This is a genomic window from Hungatella hominis (genome assembly GCF_014288005.1).
Classification (GTDB): Bacteria; Bacillota; Clostridia; order Lachnospirales; family Lachnospiraceae; genus Hungatella; species Hungatella effluvii.
Genome location: NZ_JACOPB010000002.1, coordinates 748,911 through 764,473 on the forward strand (window position 1 = coordinate 748,911; position 15,563 = coordinate 764,473).

Genomic DNA, 15,563 nt, shown 5'->3' on the forward strand with positions numbered 1-15,563 from the left:
GCGAGTGCAGAATTCACCGGAACTTATGCAACGCTGTACTAGCTATAGATTTCCTCATCCGTAACGGGAAGGGGAATGAATTTCCGTTCCCCGTACGAGGCCTCCAGCACTCTGTCCCACTCGGCAAAATCGCTTCCAGCACTGCCTGCTGCCGGCTCCAGCAAGAACTCCCGGAACGGTTCCGGCAGAGTCAGAAGGCCTTCCACCGCCTCCCTTGTCTCGCATCCCAGCAGCTTTGCCGCCGCAAGACGCAGCGATTCCAAGTCCGTGGAGAAATGGCATCGCTTGCTCTCCAGGTATTTCCTGTAGATGCATTTTCTTGCGTCCGCGGAGATTCCGCTCATCGTTCCGTTCTGATATCCGGCGAACCACCATCCGCCGTATAAGTAGATCTGATGGGTGGCTGGCTCCACAAATAAATTGTCCAGCGTCAGGCCATTTAAAACGATTCCGCTATAGGAGAGGAGGCAGCACAAATTCTCCAGCCGGCTGATCACCCAGGCCGCATGGCGGTCCAGCAGAATGCCTAACAGCCGTAATGGATAGACGCCCGGCTTCTTTTCTATGGCCACCATGCGGCCTCCGTCTTCCAGGCGGCAGTGGGTCACCACCTGCGGAATGTAGTTTTTCAGCTCCTGTTCCATCTCCCGGTTCGGATACTTCACCTCCGAAACCATCTTGATGTAACGGTCCGCATAGGCTTCATACTGTTTATCAAACGTGTAAATCACATTCTTCTTCGCCACATACACGGTACAGAAATCGGCCTTCATCCTCCAGAGGCAGCGGATGGCAATGATCTCCCCATCCTCCCTGACCAGCTCCTCGTCCGTGGCCTCCACCCAGAAGCCCTCCTCCGTCTTTCCCGCGTCCGCATCTTTATTCAAAAGAGCCGCAAACATGGTCTGAAACTGCTCGAACAGTTTTCTGTCCTGATCGTATACTGTGGATTTCGTCCCACAGTAAGGACAGACAGCCAGGCTGCTGTCTTTATCAATTGTGAGCGTTCCGCCGCACATCTTACATTTTAACAGAGCCATCCGCATCAGTCTCCTTCTCACGGATCCGGAACAGAATCATTTCTTTCATCAGATCCAGCGGCAGTTCCTTATTATGAGGGAACTGCACCGTATTCTTCTCATTTGTCTTATAACCGGAAAGCGCCTCTTTCCAATGTTCCAGCGTGGCCGGAGTGGTGTAGAAGCCCAGATGCTTCTTATACGCGGCAAACTGTAAGAGATATCCGTTTAAGTAGTACGTTGGGGCGCCCCACGCCAGCTTCTCGCTGCATCCGGCGGCAGTCTCCAGGACAAGGGATCGGACCGCCTCCAGACGCTCCCGCACCGGAGCCTCAAAACCGGCGATATAATCATCGACTTCCTGGCAGCGTTCCTGATTCTTTTGATCAGCCATGGCACGTGTCTCCTTCCGCCTTCTGCTTCTCTGTTTTCTCGATCAGCCGCCTGGTTCCCTCCTCCGTATAGGAAAGAAGCTGTCCGAACTTCCTGGCAGTCTCATAGCTTTGCTGTCTGGTGTAAGTGCCGTTTTCCATAAGCCGCTTCTGCTCTTCTTTCAGCCCCAGATACGATTCCAGCACCTCGTCTGCGCTGTAAAACAGATAGTTATACGTCCCCCGGTTCAGCTCCTCAGGAAATAAGTCCGTCAGAAACGCTTCATCCTCCGGATAGAACCGTATCCCGTACGAATCACAGATCCGCTTCACCTCTGGCAGAAATAAATCCCGTTCCTCCTTTGTGGCACAGGGGTGGCTCATAGCCAGCTTTTTTACTCCCGCCGCCACCATCTCGCAGAAACTGTCTATCGCGCCCAGATGATAGGAATACCTGTCGATCTCGCGGCGCGGCTCCTCTTCCTCCTGATAAAGCTCGTATTCTTCCCGGTCGAGCGACAGCGGGATTCCGGATTTGCTGGTCACGTTGACCCCTCCGTACCAGGTGCTGTCTACCGTAAAAATATCGCCCGGCTGGTATTCCAGGGAAAAATCGTTGTTTTTCTTTATGATTCTGATTTTCTGATTCTCCATATGATCGTCTCCCGTCTTTGCAATAGTCACTTTGCTTGTGTTATTAACCATTCTACCATTAAATGCTGTTTTTTTACAGATATTTCCTGATAAAACGCGGGTAGTTGTGTGGGGCGGATCACTTATATGCAAAATTCATATTTCCGGAAACCAAAAAGGAACCATAAAATCCTTTTTCCAGCCGGAAAGGCCAATGAAATCAGCATTTCTGCCATGTGAGAAACCGTCCTGCAAAGGGTAAAATGGTGCCCAAGCAAACAAACCGAGTTATGAGCTGCAGCATGAAGTAAGGAAACAAAATGAGCTGTTTGACATTTCCATGCGGTCATATTAAAATGAAAAAAGATTATGGGTTTGTACGCCTTAGGCGGATAAGGCGCATACCTGTGTTAATGAAAGGAAATTTAATGAATAAGAAAAATGAAATATTGTTACTGCTGACCGATAGATGGTGCGATTGGGAGGCGAGCTACGCGATAGCTGTTGCCAACGTGTTTTCAGATTATGTTGTAAAAACGATAGCTCTTGATACTAGTCCTAAAGTTTCTATGGGCAACCTGTGTGTAAACATTGATTACAGCATAGATGATTATTTGAATTTCTCCAATACTGCAATTATTATTTTACCTGGTGGTCTTTCTTGGGAAGAAAATGACTACGATAAAATTGCGGAGTTTATCAGAAGAATTTCAAATGCCAGTGTTCCTGTAGCCGCTATTTGCGGTGCAACAACATTTTTATGCAGGCATGGTTTTCTGAATGATATAAAGCATACAGGTGATAGCCTGGAACTGTTTCAAAGTCAATGTGGGTATTGTGGACAGGCACTCTATGTTCCTGCTCAGGTAGTGGTGGATGGCGGTTTTATTACTGCAAATGAAACGGCGGCGGTTGAATTTGCTTATGAAATTTTCAAAATACTAAAAGTGGATAGCGACGTTGAAATGGCAAAGTGGTATGATAATTTCAAATATGGCGCGATAAGGCAGGTATGTTTGCCGTCTTATGACACCTGAAATAACTATACAGGCAATAAAAAATAGTATTCTTTTGCGTCACTTGCAAAAGGTTTAACGTACTTTATACAATCGAATAAAGTGCCGGAAAGCCGCATGAACACTTGGTTTGTGCGACTTTTCTTTTTCTTTCTCGCCATCGTTTTATGCGGGATTATCGAGGTCAAATCGTGAAATGGTGCCCGGATTTTATAAGGGGTTGTAAGGACTTTTAAGTAAAGATAAGGGCTGCCGTCCGCTTGGCTTTCCAGCATAGTAAAAAGAGCCTCCTATCCAAGGTTGTACATGCGGCATTGGGGCACAGTCCCCCAATGATAAAAGACGTTATGGAGCGTCTGAAACGATGGTGTTTCCAGAAAAAATTTCAAAAAGTTTGGGCCTCCCCGCAAGTGCAGGGAGGCCCGCCCGGTCATGCGGCTATCAGCCCCGGAAGTATTTGAGATTTACCAGAATCCGCAGGTAAATGAATTGCCGCAAAGCCTCGTCAATGCGGCCATGAATCCGGCTATGCCGGTCAATCATCGGCTGATACAGCAACAGCAGCTTTTCCAGAGCCAGCTTGTCCCCACACTGGGCGCGGGTAATCAAATCGTCGTAGTTTGCCATATCAAAATCCCTCCTTCTCCATCATGGCCTTCCGAAGCTTGTCCACGCGCGGTTCTTCACCTGCCGTATCCAAACGACGGACAGCCCCATGAGCCGGGCCGCCTCCTTCGGGGGCATATCCTCCACGTATGTATGAAACAAGACTTCCTTTTCCAGCTGGGACAGGGTAAGAATTGCGGCATACAAATCTTCGCCCGTGGCGATCTGCTCCAACGTCACGGCCCGGACAGCCTCAAACAAAAAATCGTCGGACATGGAGGGCAGTTCCCCATGTTCGACGACATTCGACATATCTTCGGCCAGTTCTTCCCGGTCATTCAGTTTTTCCATGTGGCGCAGATAATCAATCTTTGCGTGAGTGACGACCTTTTCCAGATAGGCCGTAAACTTAGCAGTTCGTTCAGCTGCACCAAATAATTCATATTCACGGGCGGACGATTCCGCCGCAGCTTTTTCAGCAAATTTTCGAGTTCTTTCATTCTGTTTTTCCATTGAGCTTGCCTCCATGACGCGCCGCCCATAGCGACACGCCATGAACGGCGTGTTTCAAAATTGATTTAGGTTTACGAGTGTCGGATTTTACGGCAGCCAAAAGAGGCTTTTCAAGTAGCCCAATGGAATCACCCCCTTTCCCGTGGAATAGGGGGATATGAAAAGAACCGGCCTCTGCCAAGACAGAGATCGGCCCATACCCGAAAGCGCAGGAGCGCGCGGCGAAGGACACCCCGTTTACTAGCTGGAAACGGAATGAGAAAACACGATACGGTTGTGCGAAAGTTACGGCATAGGCTCCCGGCATGTGGCGTCCTCCTTGCGCCGCCGCTGAAAGCTCAATACCCGCTAAAGCAGCGGAATTTTAACTTTTTTGTTTCGTTAGTACCGGAAGAAAATTTATTCAACGTCCTGTTCTAATTTCTTGATGATTTTTGCCGGTACGCCTGCCACGACGCAATTATCCGGCACATCTTTCGTTACAACCGCTCCGGCGGCCATGATCACGTTATTTCCAATCGTAACGCCGGGGAGTATGGTACAGTTACCGCCAATCCACACGTCATTTCCTATCGTCACAGGCTTGCTATATGCCTTTTTCTCCCGTCTGCCCCTTGGTGTGAGTGGGTGTCCGACAGTCGTGATTAGGGTATTCGGCCCAATCATGCAATAATCGCCAATATGTACCGGGGCAATATCCAAAATCGTAACATTGTAGTTCGTCAAAAAGTCCTCACCAACATGGATATTCTTGCCGCTGTCACAGTTGAAATTGGGCTGGATATAGACGTTTTCTCCGGTGGAGCCGAACAGCTCCTTGATTGCCGCAAGCTGGGCCGCGTAGTCGGCGGGGTCAATGGCGTTAAATTTCGCACAGCCCTTTAAGGCATTCTCTTTGCGGGCGACAACATCAGCGTCAAAAAAGCAGTATTCCAGCCCGGCATCCAATTTTTCAAGTTCTGTCATGTTCAAACCTCCTGTTTCTCTCTCCTAATTCTCTTGTAATATTCTTTAGCCAGCCGTATTTTCGATAATGGATAATTGCGGCGGGCAGCTTGACGACTTCATCTAAGTTGATAATCAGGAACACGACGACAACGGGCAGATTCCAATAAAACGCCGCAAGAAAACCGACTGGAACAGCAAAAATCCACATGGTAATTGCGTCGCAAACCAAGCCAAACTTAGAATCACCGCCAGCGGGGAAAATCCCGGCTATCGTTGTCATGTTAATTGCCTTTGCAACCATATAGCAGGCACAAAATAGTAACATCCATTTTAAGTATTCGGTCGCTTGGGAGCTTAAAACCGTTACATTCAAAATCAACGGGGACAGCGCAAGCAGGAGTAGGCCGGACGCCACGCCCCCGATGATCGCCATTTTCCAGAGCAGACCGCCGTACTGCTTTGCTCGGTTCAAATCTCCCATGCCCAACTCGTTGCCCACAATAATGCCGCCGCCGTTGGCAAGGCCGGTACAAAAACTAACAATCAAATTCTTTACGATATTTGCAATCGAATTAGCGGCCACGGCGTCGCTGCCTAAGTGTCCCATAATGACGGAATACATGGTGAAGCCACACCCCCACACCAGATAATCACCCATCATAGGCACTGTATATTTCCAGTAGTCCCGAACCAAAAGCCGATCTACTGCAAAGCAATACTTCATACGCAGTCTGATTCGATTTTCCCGCAAGGATTCCACATAGGCCCAAAGCATTTCAATGAGCTTTGAAATAGAGGTGGCAAGGGCAGCGCCCGCAATCCCCATTTTAGGGAAAAAGAGCAGCCCAAAGATCAGCGCGGCATTTAAGAAAATATTGATAACAACGGCGCTTGACCCAATCGCCATGCTTTTCATGGCATACCCTGTATTTTTCAAGATACAAAGATAAATTTGCGAAATACCGGTGAACAGATAAGACGCTGCTACAATCCGAAGATAAATACTGCCGCCCGCGATCAGTTGCGGCTCGCTGGTAAAAATCCGCATTAACTGATTGGGCATGAAAAGGGACGTCAGAAAGAAAACGGCTGAAATGAGGAAAGAAACCCTAGTTACATACGCAAAGATTTTTTCAATCGCGGTCACGTCGCCCTTCCCGTAGTATTGTGCGGCTAAAATGCTCGTCCCCATGGTCAGTCCGCCCATAAACAGATTGAACACAAAGGTGATCTGTCCGGCCAACGAAACCGCCGACAGAGAATCCTGATTGACAAAGCCCAGCATGAGAGCGTCCGAAGCACTCACCGCCGCCAGCATAAATTGTTGAAATGCGATTGGCAGTACAAGGGAAAACAGCTTTTTATAGAAGATTGTTTTCCCACCGCCTAACTCTTTTTCCTCCATCGAATAACCTCCCGTCTGTTTTTCATAACAATCTTTAGTATAGAAGATTGTGGTTAAAGAAACAGCGCCAAATCTTAATATATACAGTGGTATTTTCTCATGTAGCGTGGTATAATAAAATTAAAAATTGGAGGGCATTTGAGTAAAGGAGTGGCAAGGTGGGACAAGAAACTTTATGTGCAGCGGTCGAGAGATTGCGGGAAGAATTTGGGGTGTTGGACTGGACGTATCATAATTGTGCTGGTGAAAATCCAGAGGAAAAAATGTTTTATTGGCCCGGTGCGCCGGAAGATGAAATTATGGTTGTCGTACATCAGAGCAGAGGACGGCAAGAGCTGTTTCATCGGCACGATTATTTCTATTTCAATTACACCTATCAGGGTGAATATGATTCCATTAGCTTTAAGTACGATAACCGTATTACGATTCGGGAGGGAGAGCTGTATGCGGGCCAGCCCTTTGCTGGTCACGCTCTTTGCGTCCACGATGACAAGGAAACAACGATTATCGGCGTACTGATTCAGAAAGACACGTTTTGTCGGGCCTTTTTGCCAATGCTTTCTGCAAATACAAAGCTATTTCATTTTCTGCTTGACCCGTCAACCAATCAATTTTCTGATGAATATATCCATTACAAAGTTGAGGACGACTGCAACATACGGGCGCTCCTTGAAATGATGGTGGTAGAGTATGCCAACCGGCAGGAGGATACACAGGTTGTCTTGAAGTCACTCACACTATCGTTTCTCATTCAGATTGCACGTCAGTATGTCCATTCAAATCGGGAGCCTGCAAACGAAAGCCCTTCGGAAAAGATCGTACAGTATATTGGGGAACACGTTGACACCGTAACACTCAAAGAAATTGCAAAGCATTTTTCGTATCACCCGAATTATGTTTCAACCCTGTTGCACCGGGAAGTTGGGAAGTCCTTTTCAGAAATTTTATTAGCGTTACGAATGGAACGGGCGGTCATTCTTTTGAAAGGGACAAGCCTGCCAGTAGAGGAAATTTCCTCGGTATTGGGGTATAGCAACAGCAGCAATTTTTACAAAGCCTTCCGGGATTACTACCATGTTTCCCCGAGGGAATACATAAAGGTCAGGTAATCGTTTGAAAGACAAGGAATGGAAGTCTCCACCGACCTTGATTTTTCACGCCTCTCCGGAGGGCTGGAAATGAAGGACAAAGTGGTAAGTAATGCCCCGTGGTACACACGGGGCCATTTTTTCCGTTTTTCGCTGCCGCGCAAAACAGAAAAATCTGCTTGTTGGTGGCCCGCCCCCAATCCCCCGGACAAGTGCGCTGCGCCCCCTGCCGAAACGCCCCTGCGGGGCGGCTGCGCGTCCTGTGGACGCTTTGAGCGGTATAGATCGATACTTCCGGGCATATAGGCAAAAAGCAGCAGTTCGCTCCGGGCATAAATCGGACTACTTTTCCGGCATGGGAAAAGATACCGACTACCCCAAAAGGGGTGACAAGCCCGGAGCGAACCGCTAAAAATATAGCTGTTGTGCGCTATGTGACAATCAATTTGTGGTGCCCAAATGGTGCCCGACCCGATGAAAAAGACCAATAAGAAGATATTGCGCCCATTGATAGAGTTATGAGAAAACCTAGATTTCATGCGTGTTTGCGGGGCGTAGATATAAAACGTGTAGAGATAATACGAGCCATTTTCTTAACTAATATCAATAAAAAATATTTACCTTAGCCGAAAGATGTGAAATAAAGGCAATTTATAACAGACACTTTGAGTATTTAAACTGAAACAGGAGGTTGATTTTATATTAAATGTTCGCCAAACAGCCATTCTCCCGCTTTCAGACGCTGCCATAAGGAACGAAGAGTTTATTTGTTTTACAGGACGAGCTTTCCTGAGAACCAAAAAACTTCGCCCCCATCCGGGCGCACTCGCTTCCGGAAGGCAGGGGCAGAGCCTCCAGACAGAGGTATCCGCTGTAATCCAGCTTTTCCAGTGTTCGATACAGCTCTGCCATATTCAAATGCCCCATTCCCGGAGCCAGCCGGTTGGAATCCACAAAATGGACATGTTTTGTATAGGGAGCACACCGCCGGAAGCATTCCGCCAGATCCACGTCCTCAATGTTCATATGAAATGTATCCAGCATCAAATACAGCGGAAGCCCGCTCTTTTCAATAAAATCAAGGGCTTCCATACTGGAATTTAAATGATCCGATTCATAACGGTTGATCGGCTCCAGAATCAGCGGAACCTCCAGCGGCAAAGAGGTCTTAAGCAGTTCCTCAAAGCTTCCGGCCAGACGTTTAAAAAACTCCTCCCGGCCAGCACCCGCTCCGGCTCTGCCGCGCACCAGTCCAAGGGAGACCATGCCGGAGGCTTCCGAGGCAAAACGGATCATATCACCGATCCGTTCCACCGCATACTTACGCATCTCAGGATCTTTGTCCCCCAGAGATAACCCCTGTTTGGCCAGCAGCGCCGGCATGACCGCTCCAACCCCAAGACCGTGCCTCCTTAACTTCCCCAGTGCCGCCCGGTTTTCCGGGAGAAACGGATCGTCTACAAATAAATCCACGCCGGTATAGCCAAATCCTCTTATCTCCGCCAGCGTTTTTTCATCAGTTCCATAGTAGAGTGCAGGCATTCCCTTCCAGCCTGCAAACAGAGAGAGTGCTGCCGATTTTTTCATAAACTCCTCCTCACCGTTTCTGATAAAAATAAGCTTCCGGTCCGAATTTTCTCATATAGTGTTTTTCCGCCATATATTCCGGAAGAACCGGAGCCTTTCCGCCATTGATATCTGCAGACAGCTTCGCCATTCTGGCCAGTTCCTCCAGAATTACGCTGTGTTCCACCGCCTCCTCAGGGCTACTTCCCCAGGTAAACGGACCGTGTCCCGGAGCCAGCACCGCGCACATAGAAACCGGATCAATGGCCTCAAACCGTTCCACGATCACACGGCCCAAATTCCGCTCATAGTCATGCTCCACTTCTTCCCTGGACAGCTGCCGGACACACGGAATCGGCCCGTAAAAATGGTCTGCATGAGTCGTTCCCATCACGGGGATATCCACGCCGGCCTGGGCCCAGGCCGTGGCCCACGTGGAGTGGGTATGGGCGATCCCGCCCGCATTCGGGAACTTTTTATATAGTTCCAGATGGATATCTAAATCCACGGAAGGAAGCAGGCTTCCTTCCACCAGATTTCCGTCCAGATCCGTCACCGCCATATCGTCTGCCGTCAGAAGGTTATACTCAATTCCCTTCGGCTTGATAACCACCAGTCCGTTCCCGCGGTCAATCGCACTGACATTTCCCCACGTATAGATCACGAGCCCTCTCCGTACCAGTTCCAGATTACAGTCATACACCTGTTTTTTCAGTTCAGCTAAGTTCATACTCACCTCACACTATAAAAATGATTTAAACGGGATATTCGGTTCATCAGCCATGGCATCGCCGAATCCCCGCGGATACATATAGCGGGTACGGTCCCTGTCCTGGGGATACGTGTACTTTCCACCCACCTGCCATATGTAGGGATGGAACACATACCCGAGACGTTCCTTTTTAAAGTTGTACAACAGCTCGATTTCAGCCGGATCGGCCAGCATATTACACCAGATATCGTAGTGGAACGGAATCAGAACCTTTGCCCGTAAGTTCTCAGCCATTCTCAGGCAGTCGGCAGAAGTCATCTTATCCGTACAGCCCGGCGGATTCTCACCAAAGCTTGCCAGCGCCACATCGATATCATAATCATTTCCGTGCTTCCGGTAATAATTGGAGAAATGAGAATCTCCGCTGTGGTAAATCGTTCCTCCCGGCGTTTTGATCACGTAGTTTACGGCTCTGACATCCATGTCATCAGGCATTCTGCCTCTGATATCGCCCAGCGGCGGGTCTGTAATCAAGGCTGTCCGGTCAAAGGAGTCCACAGCGGTGATTTCCAGGTCCTTGATCTTTATGGTGTCCCCCGGCTTCACTACACGGATCCGCTCCTCCGGTACACCCCAGCTCCGCCAGATATTCGCGCTGTATTCCGGTCCGATGAAGGGCACATCCTTTGTATTCCTGCATACGGCCGCGGCTACATACTGATCAATATGGTCTCTGTGAAAATGTGTGGAGAGTACCGCGTCAATCTCATGGATCTCAAAAGGATTCATAACCATCGGCACTACTCTGGTATTGGGCTGTATCTCACGGCTTCCGGTAATCCGCGTCATCTGGAAATCCCTTCCCTGTCCGTACGGATAAGGCCAGTTCCTGGTCTTTTTCCCTGTATTCAGCCACAAATCAATACAGATATTGGCACCTCCCGGCGTCTTTACCCACAGTCCGGTGCAGCCCAGCCACCACATACAAAAATGATTGTCCGGCACAACGGTCTGTTCAATCTCTTCATTTAACCAGGTTCCCCATTCCGGGAAAACGTCTTTTGCCCACGTCTCCCATGTTATATCTTTAATATCCGTCATATTATGTCAACCTCCTTTATTTTCTGCTGTTACTGTGTATAATACGGCCTGTCCTCTCTCCCGGTCTGCGCTTAAAATTTCCGCCCCATTCTCATTGGGGCAGACACAGATCTGGCTCGGTCCGCCGTTTCCGATCGTAAGCCTGGCAGGATTTCTGCTGTCTTCTGTGAAGTCAAACAGAGTAAGCTCCATCCCCTCTCTTCTGTAGCCGGTGATCAGACATCTCCTTCCCGCGATCTCTCCGCACCAGAGCGCATGTCCGAATGTGACAGGCGTACTCCATACGGTCTGAAAGCCGCCGTCTGTCCATTTATTTACAGTAACCAGATTTCCATGAAATCCTTCTATAATCACAAGCTCATCCTGACCATCACCATCCAGGTCGCAGCACACCACATCGCTGGCCTCCCTGCTTAAGAGCTTCTCGGTTTCCCATTTATCCTCTTTTCCCGCCGGCGGATATAATGCAGATACACCCTCCGAAGCCGCGATCAGTACTGCCTCTCTCCCACGAAATGAGGTCTGGCAGAATCCGTGATTCTTTGTCAGCCCCGTCAGAACAGGCTCCAGAGACACCGGCTCTGTCCTGTGATTCCCTGCTGTCTCCGCATAGGCTCCTGCATAGACTGCCCCCGGTTTGCTCCAGTCATCTTTATTCTCTTTCCCGCCGCATAAAGTGGCCGCCAGCAGGACCCTTCCCCACGAAAGATTCAGAAGCTCAAACCGGTGGAGATAGGGAATCTTCTGCACTGGTTCTGTCACATATCCATTTCCTTCCCTATAAGATCTTACAATTACCGATTCCGCCGCGTCAAACACCGGCCAGAAGCCCTGCGTCGCCAGAAACTCCCCTTCCTTCCCGGTGGGACACAGTGTCATCGTACCTCCCGGGGAACTCCATCGTTCGCTTACTCTGCCGTCCTCCAGATCGATTTGGACACATCGGCCCTCCCGGCCCTCCGAAGCCGCATAACACGTCTTAAAATGGCCCTGATCCACCACTCCGGCGATTGCATAGAGTTTGTCAAATTCAGCCAAAACCCTTTTTGTCACAGAAAACATACGACTTCCTCCCTGTTCTTTTATTTCATCAATCCCTTTACCCGCTCCACAACAGCCGCCGGGGTCAAATGGTAATACTCCAGCAGTTCCTCCGGTGATCCCGACTGGCCGAAGGTATCTTCCATTCCAATGAATCCCATTGGCACCGGGCAATGCTGTGCAAGCGTCACTGCGACTGCGGACCCCAGTCCGCCGCGTATTACGCCCTCCTCAATGACCACCGCCCTGCCGGTTCTGGATGCCGATTCCACAAGCAGTGCTTCATCAAGCGGTTTTACCGTCGGCAAGTGCAGCACTTCCGCCTCAATTCCCCCGGCTGCCAAATCGTCGGCTGCCTGCATGGCTGCTGCAAGTAAGGAACCAGTCACCACCAGAGTCACATCACGCCCGTTTCTCATGACAATGCCTTTACCAATCCTGAATTCATAGGACGATCTGTCAAATAAAACCGGCTGCGGCTGCCTTCCAAACCGGATATAGACAGGTCCGTCATAGAATACCATCGCCTTTACCGCCGCCTCCATCTCAACCGCATCGCCCGGATACAGCACCACCATATTGGGAATTGCCGCCATGATGGCCAGATCCTCCACCGCCTGATGGGTAGCCCCATCCCAGCCCACTGCAATGCCTCCGTGGCTGCCGCAGATTTTCACATTCAGTTTGGGATACGCCACCGAATTGCGTATCTGTTCAAAGGCCCTGCCCGCGGCAAATACCGCAAAGGTACACGCAAATGGTATTTTCCCCGCAGCCGCCAGCCCCGCGGCCGTGTCGATCAAGTCTCCTTCCGCGATGCCCACATTGAAAAAACGTTCTGGAAAGGCTTTCTGGAATACAGAGCTCATGGTAGCCTTTGATAAATCCGCATCCAGAACAACAATGTCACGATTTTCTGCTCCGCACGCCGCCAATGCTCTGCCAAAGGCTTCCCTCGTCGCAATCATTTCCCCCATATTAATTTCCCTCCAGTTCTGAGAGTGCGCGTGCGGCCTGTTCCGGCGTCGGCGCACATCCATGCCAGGCGGCCTGATTCTCCATAAAGGAGACGCCCTTTCCTTTAATGGTATTTAAGATTATGCAGACCGGAGTTCCCCTGCTGCGTTTCGCCTCCTGAATTCCACCGAGAACCGCCTCCATGCTGTGCCCATCCACCGTGATCGTCCTCCAGCCAAACGCCTGGAATTTTGCCGCCAAATTCCGGTTTCCGATGACTTCCTCTATGGAGCCGTCTATCTGCAGATGATTGTAGTCTACAAATGCGATGACATGGTCCAGTCTATAATGGGATGCAGTCATGGCCGCCTCCCATACCTGCCCTTCCTCCGTCTCCCCATCTCCCATGAGACAGTAGGTGTAGAACTCTTTTTTATCCAGTCTTGCCCCCAGGGCGATTCCATTTGCAATGGAAAGTCCCTGTCCCAGCGATCCGGTGGACACATCGACACCCGGTGTCTTCTCCGCACAGGGATGTCCCTGAAGTATGGAACCAAGTGAACGGAGCGTGTCCATTTCCTTTACAGGAAAATACCCGCGCAGCGCCAATGCCGCGTACAGTGCCGGACAGGAGTGTCCCTTGGACAGGACGAATCTGTCCCGCTCCTCCCACAGAGGCTCCTCCGGCCTGATGTTCATCACTTCAAAATACAGAGCCGCCAATAAGTCCGCGCAGGATAACGCGCCACCCGGATGGCCGCTTCCCGCCCTGCTGACCGATGTAATAACCAGTTTTCTGATCTCTCCTGCCTTCTCCTCAAGCAGTCTGATATCGCTCATACTCATCCCCCTCTATCCTTTTACTGCTCCTGCCGTCATACCGGTTATTAGATTCTTCGAACACGCAAAGGTCACGATAAATGCCGGTATTGCTATAATGGTCGCCATCGCCATAATCTGCCCCCAATTGATTCCAAGGTCACTGATCATCAGTGATACTGCGGCCGGAAGTGTCCTCGTGCTGCGGTTGCTCAAAATAATTGCCAGAAGGAATTCATTCCACGCCGTCCGGAACGTAAAGACGCTGGTCACGGAGATTCCCGGCTTAATAAGCGGAACCACAATTCCCCAAAGAATTCTCATATAGCTGCATCCGTCAATCGCGGCTGCTTCCTCCAGTTCAAAGGGTATCTCTTTAATAAATATAGAAAGCATCCAGACATTTAACGGGATCGTCAGCCCCAAATATGCCAGGACCAGTCCACTAAGGCCTCCGGTCAGTCCGAATTTAGTCCACAGTACATACATCGGCACCGCGACCACTACCGGCGGCACCATACGAATCAGCACCGTACCCATGGAGAGGAGGCCGACCCCCCGGAAGTTAAATCTGGCCAGCGCATACCCCGACATGATGCACACCAGAATACTGACTGCCGTGGTGACAAGGGAGATGACGAGGCTGTTATAAAGGTACCGCGTAAAATTCAGTTCTGTCAGCACCGCGTGATAGTTAAAAAGCGCGGGGGCCGGCAGGAATTCCGGCGGCATATCAAATGCCTGGCTGCTGGTCTTAAAAGATGTGATTACCATAATATAGACAGGAAACAGAACCACTATGGCAATCAGAAGAACTACCAGCAGACGCAGCATAGTCCATAATGCGGAACGTGTCTTCATTATCGCTCTCCTCCCGTTAATGCTTGTCATCTGCTTCTTTGCCGCCCTTTACGAACACCGTCAGCATAATCAGCATAATCATCAGAATAATTGCAGTTGCAGACGCAGACCCAAGGTCCTGATTTACAAATGCGTCCTTGTAAATAGACATCGGAAGCGTCATCGTCGATATCCCGGGTCCACCGCCCGTCATGATAAATATGACCACCATGCTTCTCATGGATTCAATCATACGAAGAGTCAGTACCAGGCGTATGATATTCTTCATACATGGAAGTTTTACATGGACAAGCGTCTGGAAATAAGAAGCCCCGTCAACTACTGCCGCCTCCATCAAATCACTGGGAACGCTCTGCAGGCCCGATAGAAGAATTAAAAATACAAAAGGGGTCCACTGCCAAATCTCCGTGATGATTACAGACAGCAAAGCCGTTCCCTCACTGGACAGCCACGTTCCCGCCGGCACGCCAATAAGGCCAAGCAGATAGTTCAGCATCCCGAAGTTAGCATCGTAGATATACTTCCAGATAACGCCTACCACCACAGGGGAGATCATGACTGGAAGCATGAAAATACTGCGGAAGAAGCGGATGCCCGGCAGGTTCTTCTCCAGAAGAAGCGCTATGACCATTCCCAGAAGGAGCTGCACAAAGATAACAGATACCACGAAGATCAGCGTAGTCTTCATACTTGACCAGAACTGCGGATTTTGAAAGAGTGTTTTGAAATTATGCAGCCCTACAAAGGCAGGGGCATTTTTTAAATCAACCAGAGACCACTGGAAAAATCCGAGAATTAACCCGTACAGGATGGGAAATCCCATAAAAATGGTCATTACAATCACAGTAGGCGCCGAAAAAATGTATGGAGCAAGTCTTTTCGATATGCCTTTTTTCATTGAGTATCC

19 protein-coding genes are annotated in these 15,563 nt (G+C 49.6%); 2 read left to right on the forward strand and 17 right to left on the reverse strand.

The window, feature by feature from the left end; genetic code table 11:
• Positions 1-38: 38 nt before the first annotated feature.
• The 3 genes from H8S75_RS07615 to H8S75_RS07625 are packed head-to-tail and all read right to left on the reverse strand — an operon-like array spanning position 39 to position 2,044.
• Positions 39-1,040: a TFIIB-type zinc ribbon-containing protein gene (locus H8S75_RS07615; RefSeq protein ID WP_147338527.1), complete on the reverse strand. Its 1,002-nt coding sequence runs from the start codon at positions 1,038-1,040 to the stop codon at positions 39-41.
• Positions 1,021-1,413: an iron chaperone gene (locus H8S75_RS07620; RefSeq protein WP_187020462.1), complete on the reverse strand. Its 393-nt coding sequence runs from the start codon at positions 1,411-1,413 to the stop codon at positions 1,021-1,023. Before H8S75_RS07620 ends, H8S75_RS07615 begins: the two co-directional genes overlap by 20 nt.
• A complete protein-coding gene (locus tag H8S75_RS07625; protein WP_187020464.1) occupies positions 1,406-2,044 on the reverse strand; it encodes a hypothetical protein in 639 nt (212 codons plus the stop codon). Before H8S75_RS07625 ends, H8S75_RS07620 begins: the two co-directional genes overlap by 8 nt.
• Positions 2,045-2,451: 407 nt before the next feature.
• On the opposite strand from H8S75_RS07625, the gene H8S75_RS07630 reads away from it, so the two are divergent.
• Positions 2,452-3,060, forward strand: a complete 609-nt coding sequence (locus H8S75_RS07630; protein ID WP_055653228.1) for a type 1 glutamine amidotransferase family protein — start codon at positions 2,452-2,454, stop codon at positions 3,058-3,060.
• Positions 3,061-3,065: 5 nt separating this feature from the next.
• Here the strand turns inward: H8S75_RS07630 and H8S75_RS07635 are convergent, their stop codons facing one another.
• From H8S75_RS07635 to H8S75_RS07660, 6 genes are all read right to left on the reverse strand, one after another.
• Positions 3,066-3,314 (reverse strand): hypothetical protein, encoded by a 249-nt coding sequence (locus tag H8S75_RS07635; protein ID WP_187020465.1) that lies wholly within the window; start codon positions 3,312-3,314, stop codon positions 3,066-3,068.
• Between the two features lie 166 nt (positions 3,315-3,480).
• Entirely contained in the window at positions 3,481-3,666 is a 186-nt protein-coding gene (locus tag H8S75_RS07640) for a helix-turn-helix domain-containing protein (protein ID WP_187020467.1), read from the reverse strand.
• A gap of 21 nt (positions 3,667-3,687) precedes the next feature.
• Entirely contained in the window at positions 3,688-4,158 is a 471-nt protein-coding gene (locus tag H8S75_RS07645; protein ID WP_187020469.1) for a sigma-70 family RNA polymerase sigma factor, read from the reverse strand.
• Positions 4,142-4,465 carry a hypothetical protein gene (locus tag H8S75_RS07650; RefSeq protein WP_187020471.1) on the reverse strand — a complete coding sequence of 108 codons (324 nt, stop codon included), beginning with the start codon at positions 4,463-4,465 and terminating at the stop codon, positions 4,142-4,144. Before H8S75_RS07650 ends, H8S75_RS07645 begins: the two co-directional genes overlap by 17 nt.
• Positions 4,466-4,557: 92 nt before the next feature.
• A complete protein-coding gene (locus tag H8S75_RS07655; protein ID WP_187020473.1) occupies positions 4,558-5,124 on the reverse strand; it encodes a sugar O-acetyltransferase in 567 nt (188 codons plus the stop codon).
• The gene (locus H8S75_RS07660) at positions 5,111-6,511 is read right to left on the reverse strand and encodes an MATE family efflux transporter (protein ID WP_187020475.1); all 1,401 of its coding nucleotides are present in this window, start codon (positions 6,509-6,511) and stop codon (positions 5,111-5,113) included. The genes H8S75_RS07655 and H8S75_RS07660 overlap by 14 nt, the downstream gene beginning before the upstream one ends.
• Positions 6,512-6,669: 158 nt before the next feature.
• Here H8S75_RS07660 and H8S75_RS07665 point away from each other — a divergent pair, with 158 nt between their 5' ends.
• Positions 6,670-7,620, forward strand: coding sequence for a helix-turn-helix transcriptional regulator (locus H8S75_RS07665; RefSeq protein WP_187020476.1), 951 nt, complete (start codon positions 6,670-6,672; stop codon positions 7,618-7,620).
• Between the two features lie 714 nt (positions 7,621-8,334).
• Here H8S75_RS07665 and H8S75_RS07670 read toward each other — a convergent pair.
• The 8 genes from H8S75_RS07670 to H8S75_RS07705 are packed head-to-tail and all read right to left on the reverse strand — an operon-like array spanning position 8,335 to position 15,554.
• Positions 8,335-9,186, reverse strand: coding sequence for a sugar phosphate isomerase/epimerase family protein (locus tag H8S75_RS07670; RefSeq protein WP_187020478.1), 852 nt, complete (start codon positions 9,184-9,186; stop codon positions 8,335-8,337).
• Between the two features lie 10 nt (positions 9,187-9,196).
• Positions 9,197-9,895 (reverse strand): L-ribulose-5-phosphate 4-epimerase AraD, encoded by a 699-nt coding sequence (gene araD / locus H8S75_RS07675; protein ID WP_187020479.1) that lies wholly within the window; start codon positions 9,893-9,895, stop codon positions 9,197-9,199.
• Positions 9,896-9,907: 12 nt separating this feature from the next.
• Entirely contained in the window at positions 9,908-10,978 is a 1,071-nt protein-coding gene (gene ulaG / locus H8S75_RS07680) for an L-ascorbate 6-phosphate lactonase (protein ID WP_187020481.1), read from the reverse strand.
• A gap of 6 nt (positions 10,979-10,984) precedes the next feature.
• Positions 10,985-12,040, reverse strand: coding sequence for a hypothetical protein (locus H8S75_RS07685; protein WP_187020483.1), 1,056 nt, complete (start codon positions 12,038-12,040; stop codon positions 10,985-10,987).
• Between the two features lie 20 nt (positions 12,041-12,060).
• Positions 12,061-12,996, reverse strand: a complete 936-nt coding sequence (locus tag H8S75_RS07690) for a transketolase family protein (protein WP_187020484.1) — start codon at positions 12,994-12,996, stop codon at positions 12,061-12,063.
• 1 nt (position 12,997) lies between these two features.
• The gene (locus H8S75_RS07695) at positions 12,998-13,816 is read right to left on the reverse strand and encodes a transketolase (protein ID WP_187020486.1); all 819 of its coding nucleotides are present in this window, start codon (positions 13,814-13,816) and stop codon (positions 12,998-13,000) included.
• Positions 13,817-13,828: 12 nt separating this feature from the next.
• The gene (locus tag H8S75_RS07700) at positions 13,829-14,656 is read right to left on the reverse strand and encodes a carbohydrate ABC transporter permease (RefSeq protein ID WP_187020487.1); all 828 of its coding nucleotides are present in this window, start codon (positions 14,654-14,656) and stop codon (positions 13,829-13,831) included.
• Positions 14,657-14,672: 16 nt separating this feature from the next.
• Positions 14,673-15,554: a carbohydrate ABC transporter permease gene (locus H8S75_RS07705; RefSeq protein WP_187020489.1), complete on the reverse strand. Its 882-nt coding sequence runs from the start codon at positions 15,552-15,554 to the stop codon at positions 14,673-14,675.
• Positions 15,555-15,563 lie beyond the last annotated feature (9 nt).